This is a genomic window from Psychrobacter sp. 1U1, assembly GCF_051847535.1.
Taxonomy (GTDB): domain Bacteria; phylum Pseudomonadota; class Gammaproteobacteria; order Pseudomonadales; family Moraxellaceae; genus Psychrobacter; species Psychrobacter saeujeotis.
The window spans coordinates 471,367-487,065 of sequence record NZ_JBPYDD010000002.1; the positions used below are offsets into that span (position 1 = coordinate 471,367).

14 protein-coding genes are annotated in these 15,699 nt (G+C 41.8%); 8 read left to right on the forward strand and 6 right to left on the reverse strand.

The window, feature by feature from the left end; translation table 11 throughout:
* Positions 1-5: 5 nt before the first annotated feature.
* From ACS8FB_RS04220 to ACS8FB_RS04230, 3 genes are all read right to left on the reverse strand, one after another.
* Positions 6-659, reverse strand: a complete 654-nt coding sequence (locus ACS8FB_RS04220; RefSeq protein ID WP_439261167.1) for a DsbE family thiol:disulfide interchange protein — start codon at positions 657-659, stop codon at positions 6-8.
* Position 660: 1 nt separating this feature from the next.
* On the reverse strand, positions 661-2,676 hold the full coding sequence (locus tag ACS8FB_RS04225) for a heme lyase CcmF/NrfE family subunit (protein WP_439261168.1): 2,016 nt from the start codon (positions 2,674-2,676) through the stop codon (positions 661-663).
* A gap of 259 nt (positions 2,677-2,935) precedes the next feature.
* Positions 2,936-4,270 (reverse strand): DUF445 domain-containing protein, encoded by a 1,335-nt coding sequence (locus ACS8FB_RS04230; protein ID WP_439261299.1) that lies wholly within the window; start codon positions 4,268-4,270, stop codon positions 2,936-2,938.
* A 511-nt stretch (positions 4,271-4,781) separates the two neighbouring features.
* On the opposite strand from ACS8FB_RS04230, the gene mrdA reads away from it, so the two are divergent.
* The 8 genes from mrdA to scpB all read left to right on the forward strand — a co-directional run bounded on the left by mrdA (position 4,782) and on the right by scpB (position 12,676).
* Entirely contained in the window at positions 4,782-6,761 is a 1,980-nt protein-coding gene (gene mrdA, locus ACS8FB_RS04235) for a penicillin-binding protein 2 (RefSeq protein ID WP_439261169.1), read from the forward strand.
* A 12-nt stretch (positions 6,762-6,773) separates the two neighbouring features.
* Complete coding sequence (rsmD, locus tag ACS8FB_RS04240; protein WP_439261170.1) at positions 6,774-7,457, forward strand: 16S rRNA (guanine(966)-N(2))-methyltransferase RsmD; 684 nt, start codon at positions 6,774-6,776, stop codon at positions 7,455-7,457.
* A 196-nt stretch (positions 7,458-7,653) separates the two neighbouring features.
* A complete protein-coding gene (rplM, locus tag ACS8FB_RS04245) occupies positions 7,654-8,082 on the forward strand; it encodes a 50S ribosomal protein L13 (protein WP_299219188.1) in 429 nt (142 codons plus the stop codon).
* 10 nt (positions 8,083-8,092) lie between these two features.
* The gene (rpsI, locus tag ACS8FB_RS04250) at positions 8,093-8,479 is read left to right on the forward strand and encodes a 30S ribosomal protein S9 (RefSeq protein ID WP_299188314.1); all 387 of its coding nucleotides are present in this window, start codon (positions 8,093-8,095) and stop codon (positions 8,477-8,479) included.
* Between the two features lie 328 nt (positions 8,480-8,807).
* Positions 8,808-9,899: an LpxL/LpxP family acyltransferase gene (locus ACS8FB_RS04255; protein WP_439261171.1), complete on the forward strand. Its 1,092-nt coding sequence runs from the start codon at positions 8,808-8,810 to the stop codon at positions 9,897-9,899.
* A 123-nt stretch (positions 9,900-10,022) separates the two neighbouring features.
* Positions 10,023-11,090 (forward strand): tryptophan--tRNA ligase, encoded by a 1,068-nt coding sequence (trpS, locus tag ACS8FB_RS04260; RefSeq protein WP_439261172.1) that lies wholly within the window; start codon positions 10,023-10,025, stop codon positions 11,088-11,090.
* A 211-nt stretch (positions 11,091-11,301) separates the two neighbouring features.
* Complete coding sequence (locus tag ACS8FB_RS04265) at positions 11,302-12,108, forward strand: segregation and condensation protein A (protein ID WP_439261300.1); 807 nt, start codon at positions 11,302-11,304, stop codon at positions 12,106-12,108.
* A 22-nt stretch (positions 12,109-12,130) separates the two neighbouring features.
* Positions 12,131-12,676 (forward strand): SMC-Scp complex subunit ScpB, encoded by a 546-nt coding sequence (gene scpB / locus ACS8FB_RS04270; RefSeq protein ID WP_439261173.1) that lies wholly within the window; start codon positions 12,131-12,133, stop codon positions 12,674-12,676.
* A 27-nt stretch (positions 12,677-12,703) separates the two neighbouring features.
* On the opposite strand, the gene ACS8FB_RS04275 is transcribed toward scpB, so the two are convergent.
* From ACS8FB_RS04275 to ACS8FB_RS04285, 3 genes are all read right to left on the reverse strand, one after another.
* Positions 12,704-13,915: a DegT/DnrJ/EryC1/StrS family aminotransferase gene (locus tag ACS8FB_RS04275; RefSeq protein WP_439261174.1), complete on the reverse strand. Its 1,212-nt coding sequence runs from the start codon at positions 13,913-13,915 to the stop codon at positions 12,704-12,706.
* A gap of 195 nt (positions 13,916-14,110) precedes the next feature.
* Positions 14,111-14,446 carry a hypothetical protein gene (locus tag ACS8FB_RS04280; RefSeq protein WP_299219178.1) on the reverse strand — a complete coding sequence of 112 codons (336 nt, stop codon included), beginning with the start codon at positions 14,444-14,446 and terminating at the stop codon, positions 14,111-14,113.
* A gap of 304 nt (positions 14,447-14,750) precedes the next feature.
* A complete protein-coding gene (locus tag ACS8FB_RS04285; protein ID WP_439261175.1) occupies positions 14,751-15,695 on the reverse strand; it encodes a DUF4184 family protein in 945 nt (314 codons plus the stop codon).
* Positions 15,696-15,699 lie beyond the last annotated feature (4 nt).

The following is a 15,699-nucleotide window of genomic DNA, read 5'->3' on the forward strand; positions in this document are numbered from 1 at the left end:
GCCTCTCATTTGCATGCCTCCCCAACTTGACTTGGATCAGGACTGTTGCCATTTTTATTGGCTTCATTAAGTACCATTAAGCAAGGCATAATACGCTCTTGCCAGTTGGCTTCATTGACTTCTCCAATGATATGCTGGCGGATAATACCGTCACCATCAACGATAAAAGTTTCAGGAGCCCCAGTTAAACCAAGGTCTAGCGCAAACTGACCTGACAAATCTTGAATGGACATCGAAAACGGATCGCCACCTCGGTTCAAATAGCTTAATGCGTCACCAATATCGTCTTTATAATTGACGCCAATCAAATTGACCCCGCGTTCTTCTAGCTCCATCAAGAACGGATGCTCAATAATACAAGTTGGACACCAAGAACCCCAGATATTCATCAAAAACGGTTTGTCGGGTAAATTGTCATTGGTCATAATACGGCTGGTGTCTGACAACAACGGCAGCTCAAATGCAGGAACTGGACGCTCAAGCGCCATATTAGCCACGATATCAGTAGGCTTACCCAAGCGCATATAAAGCATCACTATTAGCCCTAAGAACACAATAAGTGGCACTAGAAACCATACTTTTAGTTGTTTTTTGTTCGTCATTTTACGATGCTGTGCATTGCTCTGCTGGCTGTTGGGGGTATTGTCCGATTGACTCATCTTATTTCTCCCCAAACGCTGTTGTCGGTATGGTTGTACTAGCAGTAGTATCAGCAGCGACCTTATGTGACGCTTTGACTTTTTTGATACGATAGCGACTATCAAACATACTCATTAGTGCTCCTAAAGCCATGATAATCGACCCCAGCCATATCCAGCGAATCAGAGGTTTTACATAGATACGCACTGCCCATTGATTGCTGCCTTCAGCGATTGGCTCACCAAGCGCAACATACAAGTCGCGCATGAGGCTGGCGTCAATCGCAGCTTCTGTCATCGGCATCATACTAATAATATAGGTACGTTTTTCAGGGTATAAAACTGTAACGTCGCGCCCATCCTTTGTGACTGAAACTTCAGCTTGAATACCATCAAAATTACTGCCTTTTACTTCACGAAAGTCTTTGACAGTAAAATCATAACCTTGAACATGAACAGTATCATTCGGTCCAAGTGCTACATCACGCTCAATACTTAAGCTACTAGTAAAAGCCACGCCAATCGCTGCGATTAAAACCCCAATATGAGCAGTTTGTTGTCCCCAATAACTAAGACGCAGTTGGCCCAGTCCGCTGATCATATTCGGTGCATTCTTGGTTTTATCTTTGAAATCGATAACCATCCATAACAGTACCCAAAAGCTTACTGCCAAGGTCACACCGATATTTAGCATAGATGATGGATGAACAAAGTAAGCGATGATCGCCGCCAATATCAGACTACTGGCTGCGATGACCATACCAACGCCAAGCAGTGGACGCTTGTCTTTTTTCCAGCGAATATTAGAGCCCATGCCCATAGCAAGCAGTAACAACCAAGTCAAAGGTACAAACAAAGCGTTAAAGTAAGGAGGGCCGACGGATACTTGACCTAGATTAAAAGCATCCGCAATAATTGGATAAAGCGTACCTAGCAGGACCACTAAAGTGGCAATCAAGATAATGGCGTTATTAATAACCAAAAACGACTCACGTGAGACCAGCTGATACTGACTCTCAACCGTCAAGCGCCAGCCACGTACTGCAAACATCAACAGTCCACCGCCCACGATGATGCCAAGGATGACTAGAATAACTAAACCACGCGTGGGATCGGCTGCAAACGAATGAACTGAGGTAATGACACCAGAGCGTACCAAAAATGTCCCTAGTAGACTCAATGCAAACGCAAAAATCGCTAGCATAATTGTCCATGCTTTAAATACACCGCGCTTCTCAGTCACTGCTAACGAATGTAATAACGCTGTACCAGCAAGCCATGGCATGAGCGACGCGTTTTCTACTGGATCCCAAAACCACCAACCACCCCAGCCAAGCTCGTAATAAGCCCACCAAGACCCTAAGGCGATACCGATGGTCAAAAACCCCCACGCAGCTAGCGCCCAAGGGCGTGACCAGCGTGTCCATACTGCATCCAAGCGCCCTTCCCACAGCGCCGCCATACAAAAAGCAAAGGGTACAACCATACCCACATAACCCATATATAGCATGGGTGGGTGAATAATCAGACCAAAATCTTGTAATACTGGGTTTAGATCCGCACCATCAACAGGTATGTTTGGCAAAGTGCGGTTAAATGGCGATGAAGTGAAAATCAGCATCGCTAGCATCATCATTTGTACTGCTGCCAAAATGACCAATACTCGTGCTCGCATCGATAATGGTAAGCCGCGACTAAAGTAAGACACTAGCGCGCACCATGTCGCCATGATAGTCATCCATAGTAGCAAAGACCCTTCATGGCCACCCCAAGTTGCCGATAACTTATAATACCAAGGCAACAAAGTGTTAGAGTGCTGTGCGACATAGACTAGACTAAAATCATTATAATAAAAGCCTGCCATCAGTGCTGCGAACGACACGATCATCGCTGCAAACTGTGCCCACGCCAAACTTGGCGCAAGACGCTGCCAAGCAATCTGATGACGCATAACACCAATGGTTGGCAATACAACTTGCAAAATTGCCAACACAAAGGCAGCCAGTAAGGCAAAATAACCCAATTCTGTGATTAACATACAATCTAACCCTGTTTACCCTAATACGGTCATAGTTTACTGTGGCGGATTGGGCTCTTATTTATTGAAAAGCACCTATAGTCTACTCATGACAAAATCGAAACAACACAAGCTTTGCCAACCATACAACTGTATGATTAACATGAAGCTTCCTTGTCAAGACAAATTTTGAATGAACTATCTAACTTAGTACTAATTTTCCATATACATTCATTGACCATGGATAATTATAAAATATTTTTATAACAAAATCATTGGTTTACTGCACCGCCGGAAAGAACACTAAAACAAGATGCAACCAACCTGCCAAAAATCCAGTCAAACCACCAAGTACGATCAACGTCATCTCATCTTCACGAAATGCTGGACGCAGTAAGTTTTGAAACTCATAAGGCGATAAAGCGCGAATACGATCACGAAATAGACCGAATATTTTGCTCGCGCGACTCTCGTTAAGTTCAGGATCTCGTAGCGGTACCATCGTAGCGGTGATTGATTTATTGATAATGGTATTTTTCAATTGCCCGTACTCACGGCGACCCAGTCCCATACGCAAAGTTGTTCTAACCACTGGCGACTCTAATATCTGGTAAAGGTGCGACTTCATCAGCTCACGCGTTTGCGCCGATCGATCACCATACATCATCTCATTCATAATATTCTCTAAAGTCACTAAATCGTTGACTACGATTTCAGCAAAAACTTCAGATACTTCTTCTTGGCGCTTCATAAAGCCGCCTTGAAAACGAAACTGCGCGATGTGCGGTAGCCTCAATTTTATAAAAGGAAAACCGTCACAACGCTCAAAAACTTTTATATAAGAGATAAAGCGTGGCTCTACTGGATTAAACACCATCCAGATTGCGATCCAATTGGTCAACAAGCCCCAAATGGCAGCGAAAAATGGCACTGTCCAATGTTGCGGCACCACCAAAAAGATAAACATTTGGATAATACCAAAAATCAATCCAATTAAAGCACTGATATGCCAAATAAAGTTGATCTCGTGTTGACCAACCCTTAAAAACATATTCACCATTAAACGACGATCACTTTCCATCTTATTGACGATCATTTGACGCATATCGACCAAGTCCTCGACATGGTAGGTCATATCAGTCACCAAAGATTGCATGATGTCTGGCAGCTCTTGATGGGCTTGCGTATAGATACGACGTTTTAGTGCGTATGGCAGACTGCCCCACAATGCACCTGAATGCTCAAGCATAATCTCATCAATCAGTGGTTCAAGGTTTTTATCAACCGTATCGGTGATAAAAGCTGCCATCTGCTCAGGCTCCATCGCCTGAAAAAACTCTTCAAGTGAGCCAAGCTTTGAGAGTGTCTGATCGACAATCACTCCAGAGATTTTCCCCGCTTTACGCGGGACGATACCTTGCCAGCCAAGTCCAGGCAAACCAAAAAATGGAAAATTAGGTATACGTAGCCCCCAAAATTTAATGGGGTAAAACAGCATCTTCAATGCCATCCATACATGCAACCAAGTGACAAATGCAGTCACTGGTGGGATGGTCAGCATGGCAAGAAACTCTGGATGCTCAGCAAGCATTTGCCATATTGAGGTTGCGACCATGACTCTTCCTGCCTCTGACGTAACGATACTCATTAATCTATAGTCGTTTGTTAGTATTGTTAAAAAACGCTTAATAAAAACAGCACTTTAATGCCAAGTAAACACTACAAAATAAATCGCCCGATTTTAGCATACTTGCTACTCATTAGCACATATACAGCTAAACCAAGTTGTGACTATACATGACAACATCATATGTCTGACTTATATTTGTTACTACAAACTGGAGCGATAAAATAGCTTATAAATAGTACTATCAATGACATGTGTGAATTCATCGACAAATAAGCGGACAGGATCAGCGCAGCTTATTACATTCTGTTATAATTTGTCGCACAGCAATAATAGCAATACGCTTTTAAGTTCATACTTCAATATTATAGGGTCATTTAATCTATGTGTTTGAAATGATTATTTTTATCGTCTGCATTTGCTTAAATACCTTGTCACAGCATTCCTTTATCAAAGTAATTTTTGCTTTATCTACTGCGCTCATTGGTACTAACTTTACATGAATAAATCGCTTATCCCAGACACTGAGCAGATCAACCGCGTTTTTATGCGCCGTATTCTTATTCTTGGTCTATTCATATTTTTGGGTATGAGTGTTTTATTACTGCGTTACGGGTACTTGCAAGTATACGCTCATGATAAATATAAAACTCAGGCTGACAATAACCGTATCAAGCTCATATCTGCACCGCCTAGCCGTGGTTATATCTACGATCGTAATGGCATATTGCTTGCTGATAATCAGCCTGTATTTACCGCTATGCTCAGCCCCGACGAGGTACAAGATCCAGAGCGCACTCTAAGCTTGCTTGCGCCTATTTTTGATTTAACAGACACTGATATTACTGACATCTTGGCGAGATTAAGTAAGAGTAAGAACGATCCGGTGACCATTAAAATTGATTTGACAGAAAAGCAGGTCGCACAATTTAGCGAGCGAAAGCCTTTTTTTAGGGGCGTTACTATCCAGAGTAAATTAACCCGCTCCTACCCCTACGATGAGCTGTTTGCCCATGTTATCGGTTATGTTGGCCGTATCAATGACAAAGAGACCAAGCGTATTGATAAAGATCGTTATGCTGGTACTGACCTCATCGGTAAAATTGGTATTGAAGATTTTTACGAAGATATTTTGCTTGGAGAACCAGGTTATCAGTCGGTGGAGACAGATGTTCATGGCAATATTCTACGGCAGTTAGACACCGAACCGCCCGTTGCTGGCAACGATATTACTTTAAGTTTAGATTACGGCTTACAAACGATTGCTCAGCAGCAGCTCGACGGTCGCCGCGGTGCCATTGTGGCGATAGACCCAAAAAATGGCGATGTGTTAGCGTTTGTGAGTAATCCAAGTTACGATCCCAATCCTTTTATCTCAGGCATCTCTTTTAAAGACTACGATGCATTAAGAGAAGATATCGATCAGCCCCTGTATAACCGTGCGCTTCAAGGGATGTATCCACCAGCCTCTACTATCAAACCATTTGAAGGGTTGGGTGGACTACATTACGGTTTGCGAGATTGGGAGACGACTATTTATGACCCAGGTTACTTTAGCTTACCTGGTGACTCGCATCGTTTTCGTGACTGGAAACGCGGTGGTCACGGCTCAGTGAATCTCAAAAAGTCTATTATGATGTCAGTGGATACGTATTATTATAAACTGGCATACGAGATGGGGATTCAGCGCTTACATGACTGGATGGTGCGCTTTGGTTTTGGTGAAGATACCGGTATTGATTTGCCGAATGAAAAGTCAGGTATCATGCCTTCTCCAAAATGGAAAAAAGACACTTATGACAAAGGCTGGTTACCAGGCGAGACCATCTCAGTCAGTATCGGTCAAGGATATTTTTTAGCAACGCCACTACAGATTGCCAATGCGACTGCCATGATGGCAAATAAAGGTAATCATATTACCCCGCATCTGCTAAAACGTAGTGATGGCGCTGCAGAAGTGAATGTCATCACCAAATCTGACGGTAAAATTGACTATGATGGCAAACCTTCTGATTGGACACGTATGCATGATGCGATGGAAGACACTGTCAAAGCTGGTACTGCTCGTGGTATCTATACCTCACGCTACCGTATCGCTGGTAAGACAGGTACGGCTCAGGTCAAGTCTATCGCTCAAGGCAAAAGTTATAATAAATCGGCAATAGATAAGCGTCATTGGGACCATGCATGGTTTAATGGTTTTGCACCCGTAGAAGACCCGCAAATTGCCCTTGCGGTACTGGTTGAAAACGGCGGCGGCGGTAGCGCAGTAGCAGCACCTATTGGACGTGCGTTATTTGATTATTGGGTCCTGCAGCGTAAAAGCGACCCTATTACGCCACCAACACCTGATGAGCTAAAAGCTATTAAATACCAAAGAGCATTGGATAAAGCCAAACATGATGCTATTCGCGATCAAGAACAAGCATTAAAGGAACAGGCAGAAGCACAGGCAGCAACCATTACAGCGTCCGAATAAAGAATAGTCATTATGAAAAAAAATACAAAAACATCGACATCGCGCAGCCTAAAGCGTGACACAAATCATAAAAAACAAGCCACTGCGGGCAAGGTACGCATTATCGGTGGACAGTTTAAACGTCGTAGCATAAATTTTATCGATGCTGATGGCTTACGGCCGACTCCAGATCGCTTGCGAGAAACACTGTTTAACTGGTTACTCGCCGATATGCATGGCGCACGTGTCCTTGATAGCTGTGCAGGCAGCGGTGTATTAGGATTTGAGGCCTTATCTCGCGGTGCAGCTCACTGCACCTTTATCGAAACCAATCAATCTCAGTACCAAATGCTACTAGAAAGCTCTCAGCAGTTAAACATCGACACTGACGGTTATCTAATCCTTCATGGCCATGCTGAGCACGTCTTATCGCAAAACAAGAATTTCAAACAACCGTTCGACATTGTTTTTATTGATCCGCCCTATTCCAAAGAGTTATGGCAACCAATTTTGACCACTTTAATCGAACAGTCGTTATTTACGACAGAGACGCTTATTTATCTAGAAGCGGATAAAGATTTAAATGAGCAATTAAATGAATTGGCTCAGTCCCTAAGCGCAGTCTTTACAATGCAAGGGTTAAGCGGGTTTGAGACAATCAAACAGACCAAAGTGGGACAAGTTGTCGCTGGACTTTATAGACTAGAATCGTCATAATCATGCAACTTGCATTAATGAATGCTAAAAACCGCTGAAAAACTGGTCTAACGCTGCAGTTTAATGTATATAAGGCGAAAATAAACCCCAATGCAGCTTGCAAGCGTAGGCGCTACTGCTTATAATATGCAGTCTGTTTTTTGAGAGCCCCGTTCCCAGCTAAACTCTCAATGAATTCTAATTTTAAGGTTTTATCATGAAAACACTTAGTGCAAAACCAGCTGAAGTGACCCATGACTGGTATGTCGTAGATGCTGACGGCAAAACCCTTGGTCGCTTAGCCACCCAAATCGCTACTCGCTTACGTGGCAAGCATAAAACTTCTTATACTCCGCACGTAGATACTGGTGACTTTATCGTTGTCATCAACGCAGAAAAAATCGCGGTAACGGGTAAAAAAGCGCAAGATAAAAAGTACTATCGTCACAGTGGCTACCCAGGCGGTATTAAAGAAACCAACTTCACAAAGCTGATTGCACATAAGCCTGAAGATGTTCTACATAAAGCAGTTAAGGGTATGCTTCCAAAAGGTCCTCTTGGCTATGCAATGATTAAGAAGCTAAAGCTATATGCAGGGGAAGAACATCCACATACTGCACAGCAACCTAAAGAACTAGACATCTAAGGAAACACTTATGGAACGCAATTACGGAACTGGTCGCCGCAAGACGTCTACTGCTCGTGTCTTTTTAGCAAAAGGTACTGGTAGTATCGTCGTTAACGGTAAGCCACTTGATGAGTACTTTAGCCGTGAAACTTCACGTATGGTCGTTCGTCAGCCATTAGAGCTATTAGATACTCCTAATGACTACGATCTTTATATCACTGTAAAAGGTGGTGGTATCAGTGGTCAAGCAGGTGCTATTCGTCACGGTATTACTCGTGCATTAATCGAACTTGACGACACCAACAAATCTACGCTAAAAGCCGCTGGTTTTGTTACTCGTGACTCACGTCAAGTTGAACGTAAGAAATTGGGCCTACGTAAAGCACGTAAACGTCCACAATTCTCGAAGCGTTAATAAAAGCTGTTTATCGTTTTACTGTTATAGTTGTCTTTTTCTCAGAGTTATACTAATAGCATCAAGTAAAACGCTAGATTTGCAAAACCTTATAAGCTGGTCACAGCTTATAAGGTTTTTTTATGCTTAAAGCTTAATAGTAGTCATATTAAACGCTAATGTACTCAATAGCCTGGCTTTATAAACTGTTAAACACTTCGCTTTTATAGTCAAAACCAACTTGCAAACCAGCTACCGCTACCCCATCATGATAGTAACTTTTCATCATTAGCCTCGACGATATAGCCCAATGCTATAGATGCCACAAACAGTGCTGTAAAAGGACATTATGAAAGCGCCCGAACAATACGATCCAAGTAAAACACCCTCAAAGAACAGTACACTATCGCAGAGCGTACAGCAGTCTGCTAAATCGCCGGCTATTCCTACTGGTACACCAACTATTACGCAGACTCATAAACGCACAGCACAAGCTGATAAAAAGCCTTTTCAGTGGCAATTTTTACTGCCTAAATACTGGAGTATTTGGCTGTTATTTGTGATATTTTTGCCCATGATTTATCTGCCGTTACGTTGGCAGTTTTGGTTGGGTCGTAAGCTTGGCATCTTGATTTATAAAGTTGCAGGCTCACGCAGACAGGATACGCTGATTAACCTTAAGCTGGCTTTTCCTGAAAAGCCAGAAGCTGAGCGAGAACTGATGGCAAAGCAAGTTTTTGTCAATCAAGGTATTGGAGTATTTGAGACGCTTTGTGCTTGGTTTCGCCCTAATGTTTTTACCCGTACGGTTTCTATTTCAGGGCTACAACATCTTATCAATGCCCAAAAAGACAATCGTCCTGTTATTTTGTTAGGCGCTCATTACACCATGCTCGATTTGGGCGGGTTATTTTGCGCTCAGTTTTTTGCGTTAGATGCAATGTATCGACCACAAAATAATGTACTTCTTGATTGGTTTATTTATAACGGTCGCACGCGTATCTTTGGAAAGCAAATATCCAGCCGTGATATGCGCAGTTTGGTCAGCTCAATTAAAGCTGGGCATGTGATTTGGTACTCGCCTGATCAAGATTATGGTCTCAAGCAAGGCGTAATGGCACCGTTTTTTGGCGTGCCAGCAGCCACTATCACAGCTTCACGGCGCATGGCAAAATTAGGCGACAAGCAATATCCTCCAGCGCTAATGGCTCTGCACACCTATCGGCAAACACCGGATAACCTACCAAGCGGCAAGCGCCCCCATTACCATCTAACCATTACACCAGAACTGGATGACTACCCTAGTAATGATGAAGTCGCTGATGCCACTCGTATTAATGAAGTCTTAGAAGGACTCATTCGTATTGATCCAACCCAATGGATGTGGTTTCATCGGCGCTTTAAAAACAGCCCAGATGGTCGCACTGAAATCTATAAGTAGGCGTTTATACACAAACAAAGCAGTAGATAAATTTGTTATAATTTGCGCCACTAAATTGAGTCGTTGACTTAAGTGTACGATATTAAATTTGCAATAAACTAACAACCCAACTACGGATTTTCCATGAGTAATCAAACTGATGCACCTAAAAAAGAAACCAAACGTATCCTCACAGGCATTAAGCCTACCGGTATTCCGCACTTAGGTAATTACGTTGGCGCTATTCGTCCAGCGATTGAGTCTATCCAAAACAGTGATGATGAAGCGTTTTTCTTTTTGGCAGATTATCATGGGATTATCGGTTGTTATGACCCAGCGGTTATTCATGAATCGACTAAAATCATAGCAGCGACTTGGATTGCTTGTGGTCTTGACCCTGAGCGTGTGACCTTCTATCGTCAGTCGGACGTGCCTGAGATTCCCGAGCTTGCTTGGATTTTAAACTGCTCGTGTGCCAAAGGTCTTATGAACCGCGCTCATGCGTATAAAGCAGCCGTCGATATTAATGTAGAAAAAGCGGATGTTGATCCAGATCAAGGCATTACTATGGGTCTGTTTGGCTATCCAGTACTCATGGCAGCTGACATTTTGATGTTTAACGCCACTCATGTGCCCGTCGGCCGTGACCAAGTGCAGCATATTGAGATGGCACGTGATATCGCTGGCACTTTCAATCATCGTTATAAGTCTCTCTTTACCTTGCCCTCAGCAGTCGTTGATGAAGATATTCCGCTACTGACAGGGCTTGATGGTCGTAAAATGAGTAAGAGCTATAGTAATACCATACCACTATTTGGCGATCCTAATCCGCAAGTTAGTCCTGAAAAGCAGATGCATAAAGCCATCATGAAAATTGTGACCAATTCACAATTGCCTGATGAGCCAAAAGATCCCGACGACTCAGCTCTTTTTGAAATTTATAAAGCTTTTGCAACGCCTGAAGAAATTACTGATATGCGCGCACGCTATGCGTCCGGTATCGGCTGGGGTGATGCCAAACAAGTACTGTTTGACAAAATCAATGATGAAATTGCGCCGTTTCGCGCACGTTATGAAGAGTTGATGGCTAATCCAAAAGAGCTGGAAGCAATCTTACAAATGGGCGCAGACAAAGCCCGTCGTCATAGCCGTAAACAGTTAGATAAAGCCCGCCGTGCTATCGGTATTCGCCCACTTGCTAAGCTTAAGTAATTATTTGGTTTAAATAACCATATGGCTTAAACCACCTTTTGATTATCATAACTTGTCATAATGAAGACGGATATTAAACGTGCAGACTGAGCCAAAAAACAAACGTGTAGCTTTGTCAAAACCTGCTTTGTCTGCAAGCCCAAGTCAAGCCTCTCAAGCTTCTATTTCACTATCTGATAACAACAATCACGATGGCTCAGTTATCAATGACATGTCTTTGCGCATTTATCAAACCCCAATACAGCAGCTACCTGAAGATCTGTACGTACCCCCGCAAGCGTTTGCCATTTGGCTAGAGCAGTTTGCAGGGCCGTTAGATTTTCTATTATATTTGGTTAAAAAAAACAATGTAGATTTGACCAAAATGCCGATATTGCCTATTACGGAGCAGTATTTGGCTTATATTAGTGAGTTGGATACTGAACATTTTGAGCTGGCAGGTGACTATTTACTCATGGCATCGACATTGATTGCGATAAAGACCGAGTTATTGCTACCGATACCTGAGACACTTAATGATGAACGCGACCCAAAGGCTGAGCTGATTGTACGTTTAGAAGAATATGCACAAATCAAAACCGTTAGTCAGCGTTTAGATAGCCTGATTCGTCTTGAGCGCGATGTGTTTTTGGCGATGGTGAGTATGCCTAATCAAGATGTTATGGCTGCCGAATTACCTAGCTACTCTCCAAACTTATTAATTGATAGCTTGTTTAAAATGCAATTACAACCCGATTATCAAATGCATACCATCAAGGTCGATGCCGTTCCCCTGTCCGATCGTATTGCCAGTATCAGCCGTCAGCTAAGTACTGATGGCACACACTCTTTTTATGAGCTACTAGATAAAGCACAAGGTAAGATAGGTGTCGTGGTCAGCTTTGTCGCAGTACTAGAACTGATAAAACGGCAGTTGGTTGGTGTGGTGAGTACTGATTTGATAGATAAGGCCACGATTAATAATGAGGTTGCAAAGCACCATCTAATCGAACCATTAACGCTACAATGGCTGGCTTGACAGCCTTAATAGAGAATGTGTAATGACAGATACTAAACATCAGCATCTTGATGAGATAAGTAGACAGATAGAAGTGCTATTACATGCGTCAGAAGCGCCGCTCACTGCAAACGCTATCAAGAAACATTTATCTTTATCTGGTAAAGAATTAACGCAGACTTTAGAGCTATTAAAGCTGCGCTTAGACACTGGCGTCCTAAGCTTACACGAGACTGCTAGCGGTTATCGCCTACAAATAGCAGATAACTATAGTGCATTAATACAGCGTGTTTTTCCGCAGCGTCAAGAACGCTTAAGTCAGGCATTACTCGAAACACTAAGTGTCATTGCTTATAAACAACCAGTGACTCGCAGCGACATAGAGTATGTACGTGGTGTGACGCTATCGAGCAACATACTACGGCAGCTGTTTGATAAAGGCTGGATCATTGAGGATGGTTATAAAGAAACATTGGGTCGTCCAGCCTTGCTACATACTACGTCGCAATTCTTAGATGCGTTTGGGCTGACCAATTTAGATGAGTTACCACCAATGCCAGATATAGCAGCTATTGGTGGAATGTCTTGATTTATAATTTGATTAGTGTGGTAGCTGTTATGGTTGAGATGAGATATCTATCTTATTGAATACCGTATTGATTGCTTCGACCGTTTTATCAATTTCGGCCTCAGTAAGCGTCGGGTGTACTAAAAACATCAAACTTGTCTCCCCAAGCTCTTTTGCAACTGGCATTCTAGTTTCAGGACGCAGTCCTGTGCCATCGAACGCTTTTTCTAGATAGACTTCAGAGGCAGTTCCAGAAAAACAGGGGACATCTAGCTGACTGACTTCTTCAATAATACGATCACGTGACCAGCCATCAGGCAGGCTGTCGGTATTTATATAAACATATAACTTATAATAAGCATGCTTAGAATCGGCAAATTCTGGTGTTTCTTCTAGCTTTGGTGCGTGTACATAGCCTTTATTTTCCCACTGAGTGCATGCTTGCAAAATTGCTTGTGCATTAGCCGTACGCTTGGCCGTCCAATCTGACATTCTCTCAAGCTGAATACGTCCTATCACTGCCTGCATCTCAGTCATGCGCCAGTTAGTACCAAAGCTTTCATGTAACCAACGATAGCCAGGTGGGTGCTCCTTTTCATACACAGCAGCGTAGCTTTTGCCATGGTCTTTATATGACCACATTTTACGCCACAGATCTTCATCATTAGTAGTGACCATTCCGCCTTCGCCGCCAGTCGTCATAATCTTATCTTGGCAAAAGCTCCATGCGCCAACATGCCCGATACTACCGACACTACGACCTTTATAATCTGCGCCATGTGCCTGTGCACAGTCTTCAATGACATATAGATCATGCTCATCTGCAAGCGCCATTATGCCATCCATATCGCATGGCCAACCTGCTAGATGCACGCACACGATGCCTTTTGTTTTGTCCGTTAGAACGGCAGCAATCGTCTCTGGAGTAATATTACCAGTAGACTCATCAACATCTGCAAACACAGGCGTAGCGCCTGCATTAACCACACTAGAAATACTGGCAATAAAGGTACGTGGCGTAACGATAACTTCATCACCTGCACCGATACCTAACGCCTGCAAAGCCACATCCAAAGCTAGAGTACCATTGCCTAATGCGATGGCATACTTACTATCTGCCCACTCAGCGAACTCTTGCTCAAATTGACGACATTCTTGTCCTGTCCAATAGTTTACCTTGTTAGACAATAGTACTTTACTGACTGCATTAGCCTCTTCTTGGGTAAAACTTGGCCACGGTGAAAAAGGGGAATTTAGCATATAGCTTCCTTATTTATTATCGAATTAATGAGTAGTAATACCTCATTTTATTTTAAACTATTTATTCTTACGGTTTTATTTCATCGTGCGTTATTTTATATAAGTTATAAAATAATACTAACCAAATCTATTTTTTAGAAGTTCAGTTATAACGATACGCCTTAGCCATAGAAGTTTGATAGATATAACTATATTCTATTTTATAACATCATCAAGAAAACTTGCTGGATAATCTATACTATTCTTAAGAGATTCAAAAGAAAAACGATCTTCAAGACTTCCAACTTCTTTTTCTAATCTTGAGAATTGGACAAACCAATCTTCGAGATAAAAAATATAGTTAAATATTTTTTTACTCATAGACGCATCTAAACTATTATCATTTAGTAAAAGGATAAGTTCGTCATATATCTTTTTGTTAGCATGAAAAATATGCAAAGCTTGATGATAAGTCAAACCTTTCTGATAAACTTTATAAGCCGCTTCACAGCGTTTTATATTATTGATGAGTGCATTGTGTATAAGAATCATGACGTTTCCAAGTTTTGATATGTAAATAATTTAATAAAATTTCGTGTATATTCTATTATCCGAATATAATATAAAATTCTAGTCGTATTCGAATTATATTAAGCAGGTTAATTACGTTTTTTATAAATGTATGAGTTAAATTTTGGTAATTATCATCGGTTTACAAAGTAAATCATCAACTTTATAAATTACTTTATTTCAACTATACAAAAAATAAATAACCAATACTATTACATCAAAGCTCTGTCTGAAAATCCCTATGCATTTTCAATACAGTAAAAATTTTTAAAACTATGTGACACAATCAACCTACTTTATTGTTTTTATACTGTCGATAAGCACGTTGAACAAAGTACGTCAGATGATATAGAGCAGCATAGCTAACACATAATAAAGTAACTCTTTTTAGCAAACTCACTGATACCCCTGCCGCAAACCTGTAGGGACTGCTAGTCAAAGATGGATACCAACTTAAAACTGCCTGCATACCCCATATCAGAGTTAAGGTAACCATTAACGCAATGATTATTGCACTCTGCTTTTTGGAAAAGACCAGCCTGACTATGTTGTCTATTCCTAATCTTTCTTTGACCACGTCTTTGTTGTTAATTTGCCAGTTTTTTAAGTGTAACAAGGCAAACCAGAATAATGCCGCTAAACCTACCATTGAACTTAAATACTGTAATAATCTGGCGATACTCGTTCCTTTAAAAGGATAAAAGTATAGAGGGTATTGTAACCAGTCAATATGACGAGCAATAGAGCCATCAGCATGAGTAATACCGTCCCAAACTAGATGGCTGGCTGCGCCTAAGATCAATCCAAATACTACCGGCAAACAAAAAGACTTTACCTTGTGTATGACTCGTTTTTTGATACCTGCAAACGACCAATATCTATCAGCGTAGCCAGTAAAATGCCTTACAGTTTGATTATGGCTAACACTGATGTCTGTATCTTGAATATTAGGAAACTTTGTTCTACGTTTCATTAAAAATGGTTCAACTAGCGCAAAAGCAGCCGGTTTTAGACCCCATTTCCACAATGCAAATATCGATAGCCCCCAAGGTAGGCAATAAGTAAAGATACCTACCCACTGATGGGAAAGATCACCAGTTGCGCTATTACTACCAAAATAGTAAGGAAAATCTGGCATCATCGTACCGATGAGTAACGCCTCAAAATGCAACCAGCGTTTAGCAGAGTAAAATGGCAGAGCTGCAGCCATATGAGCTAACGTAAATGCCATATAT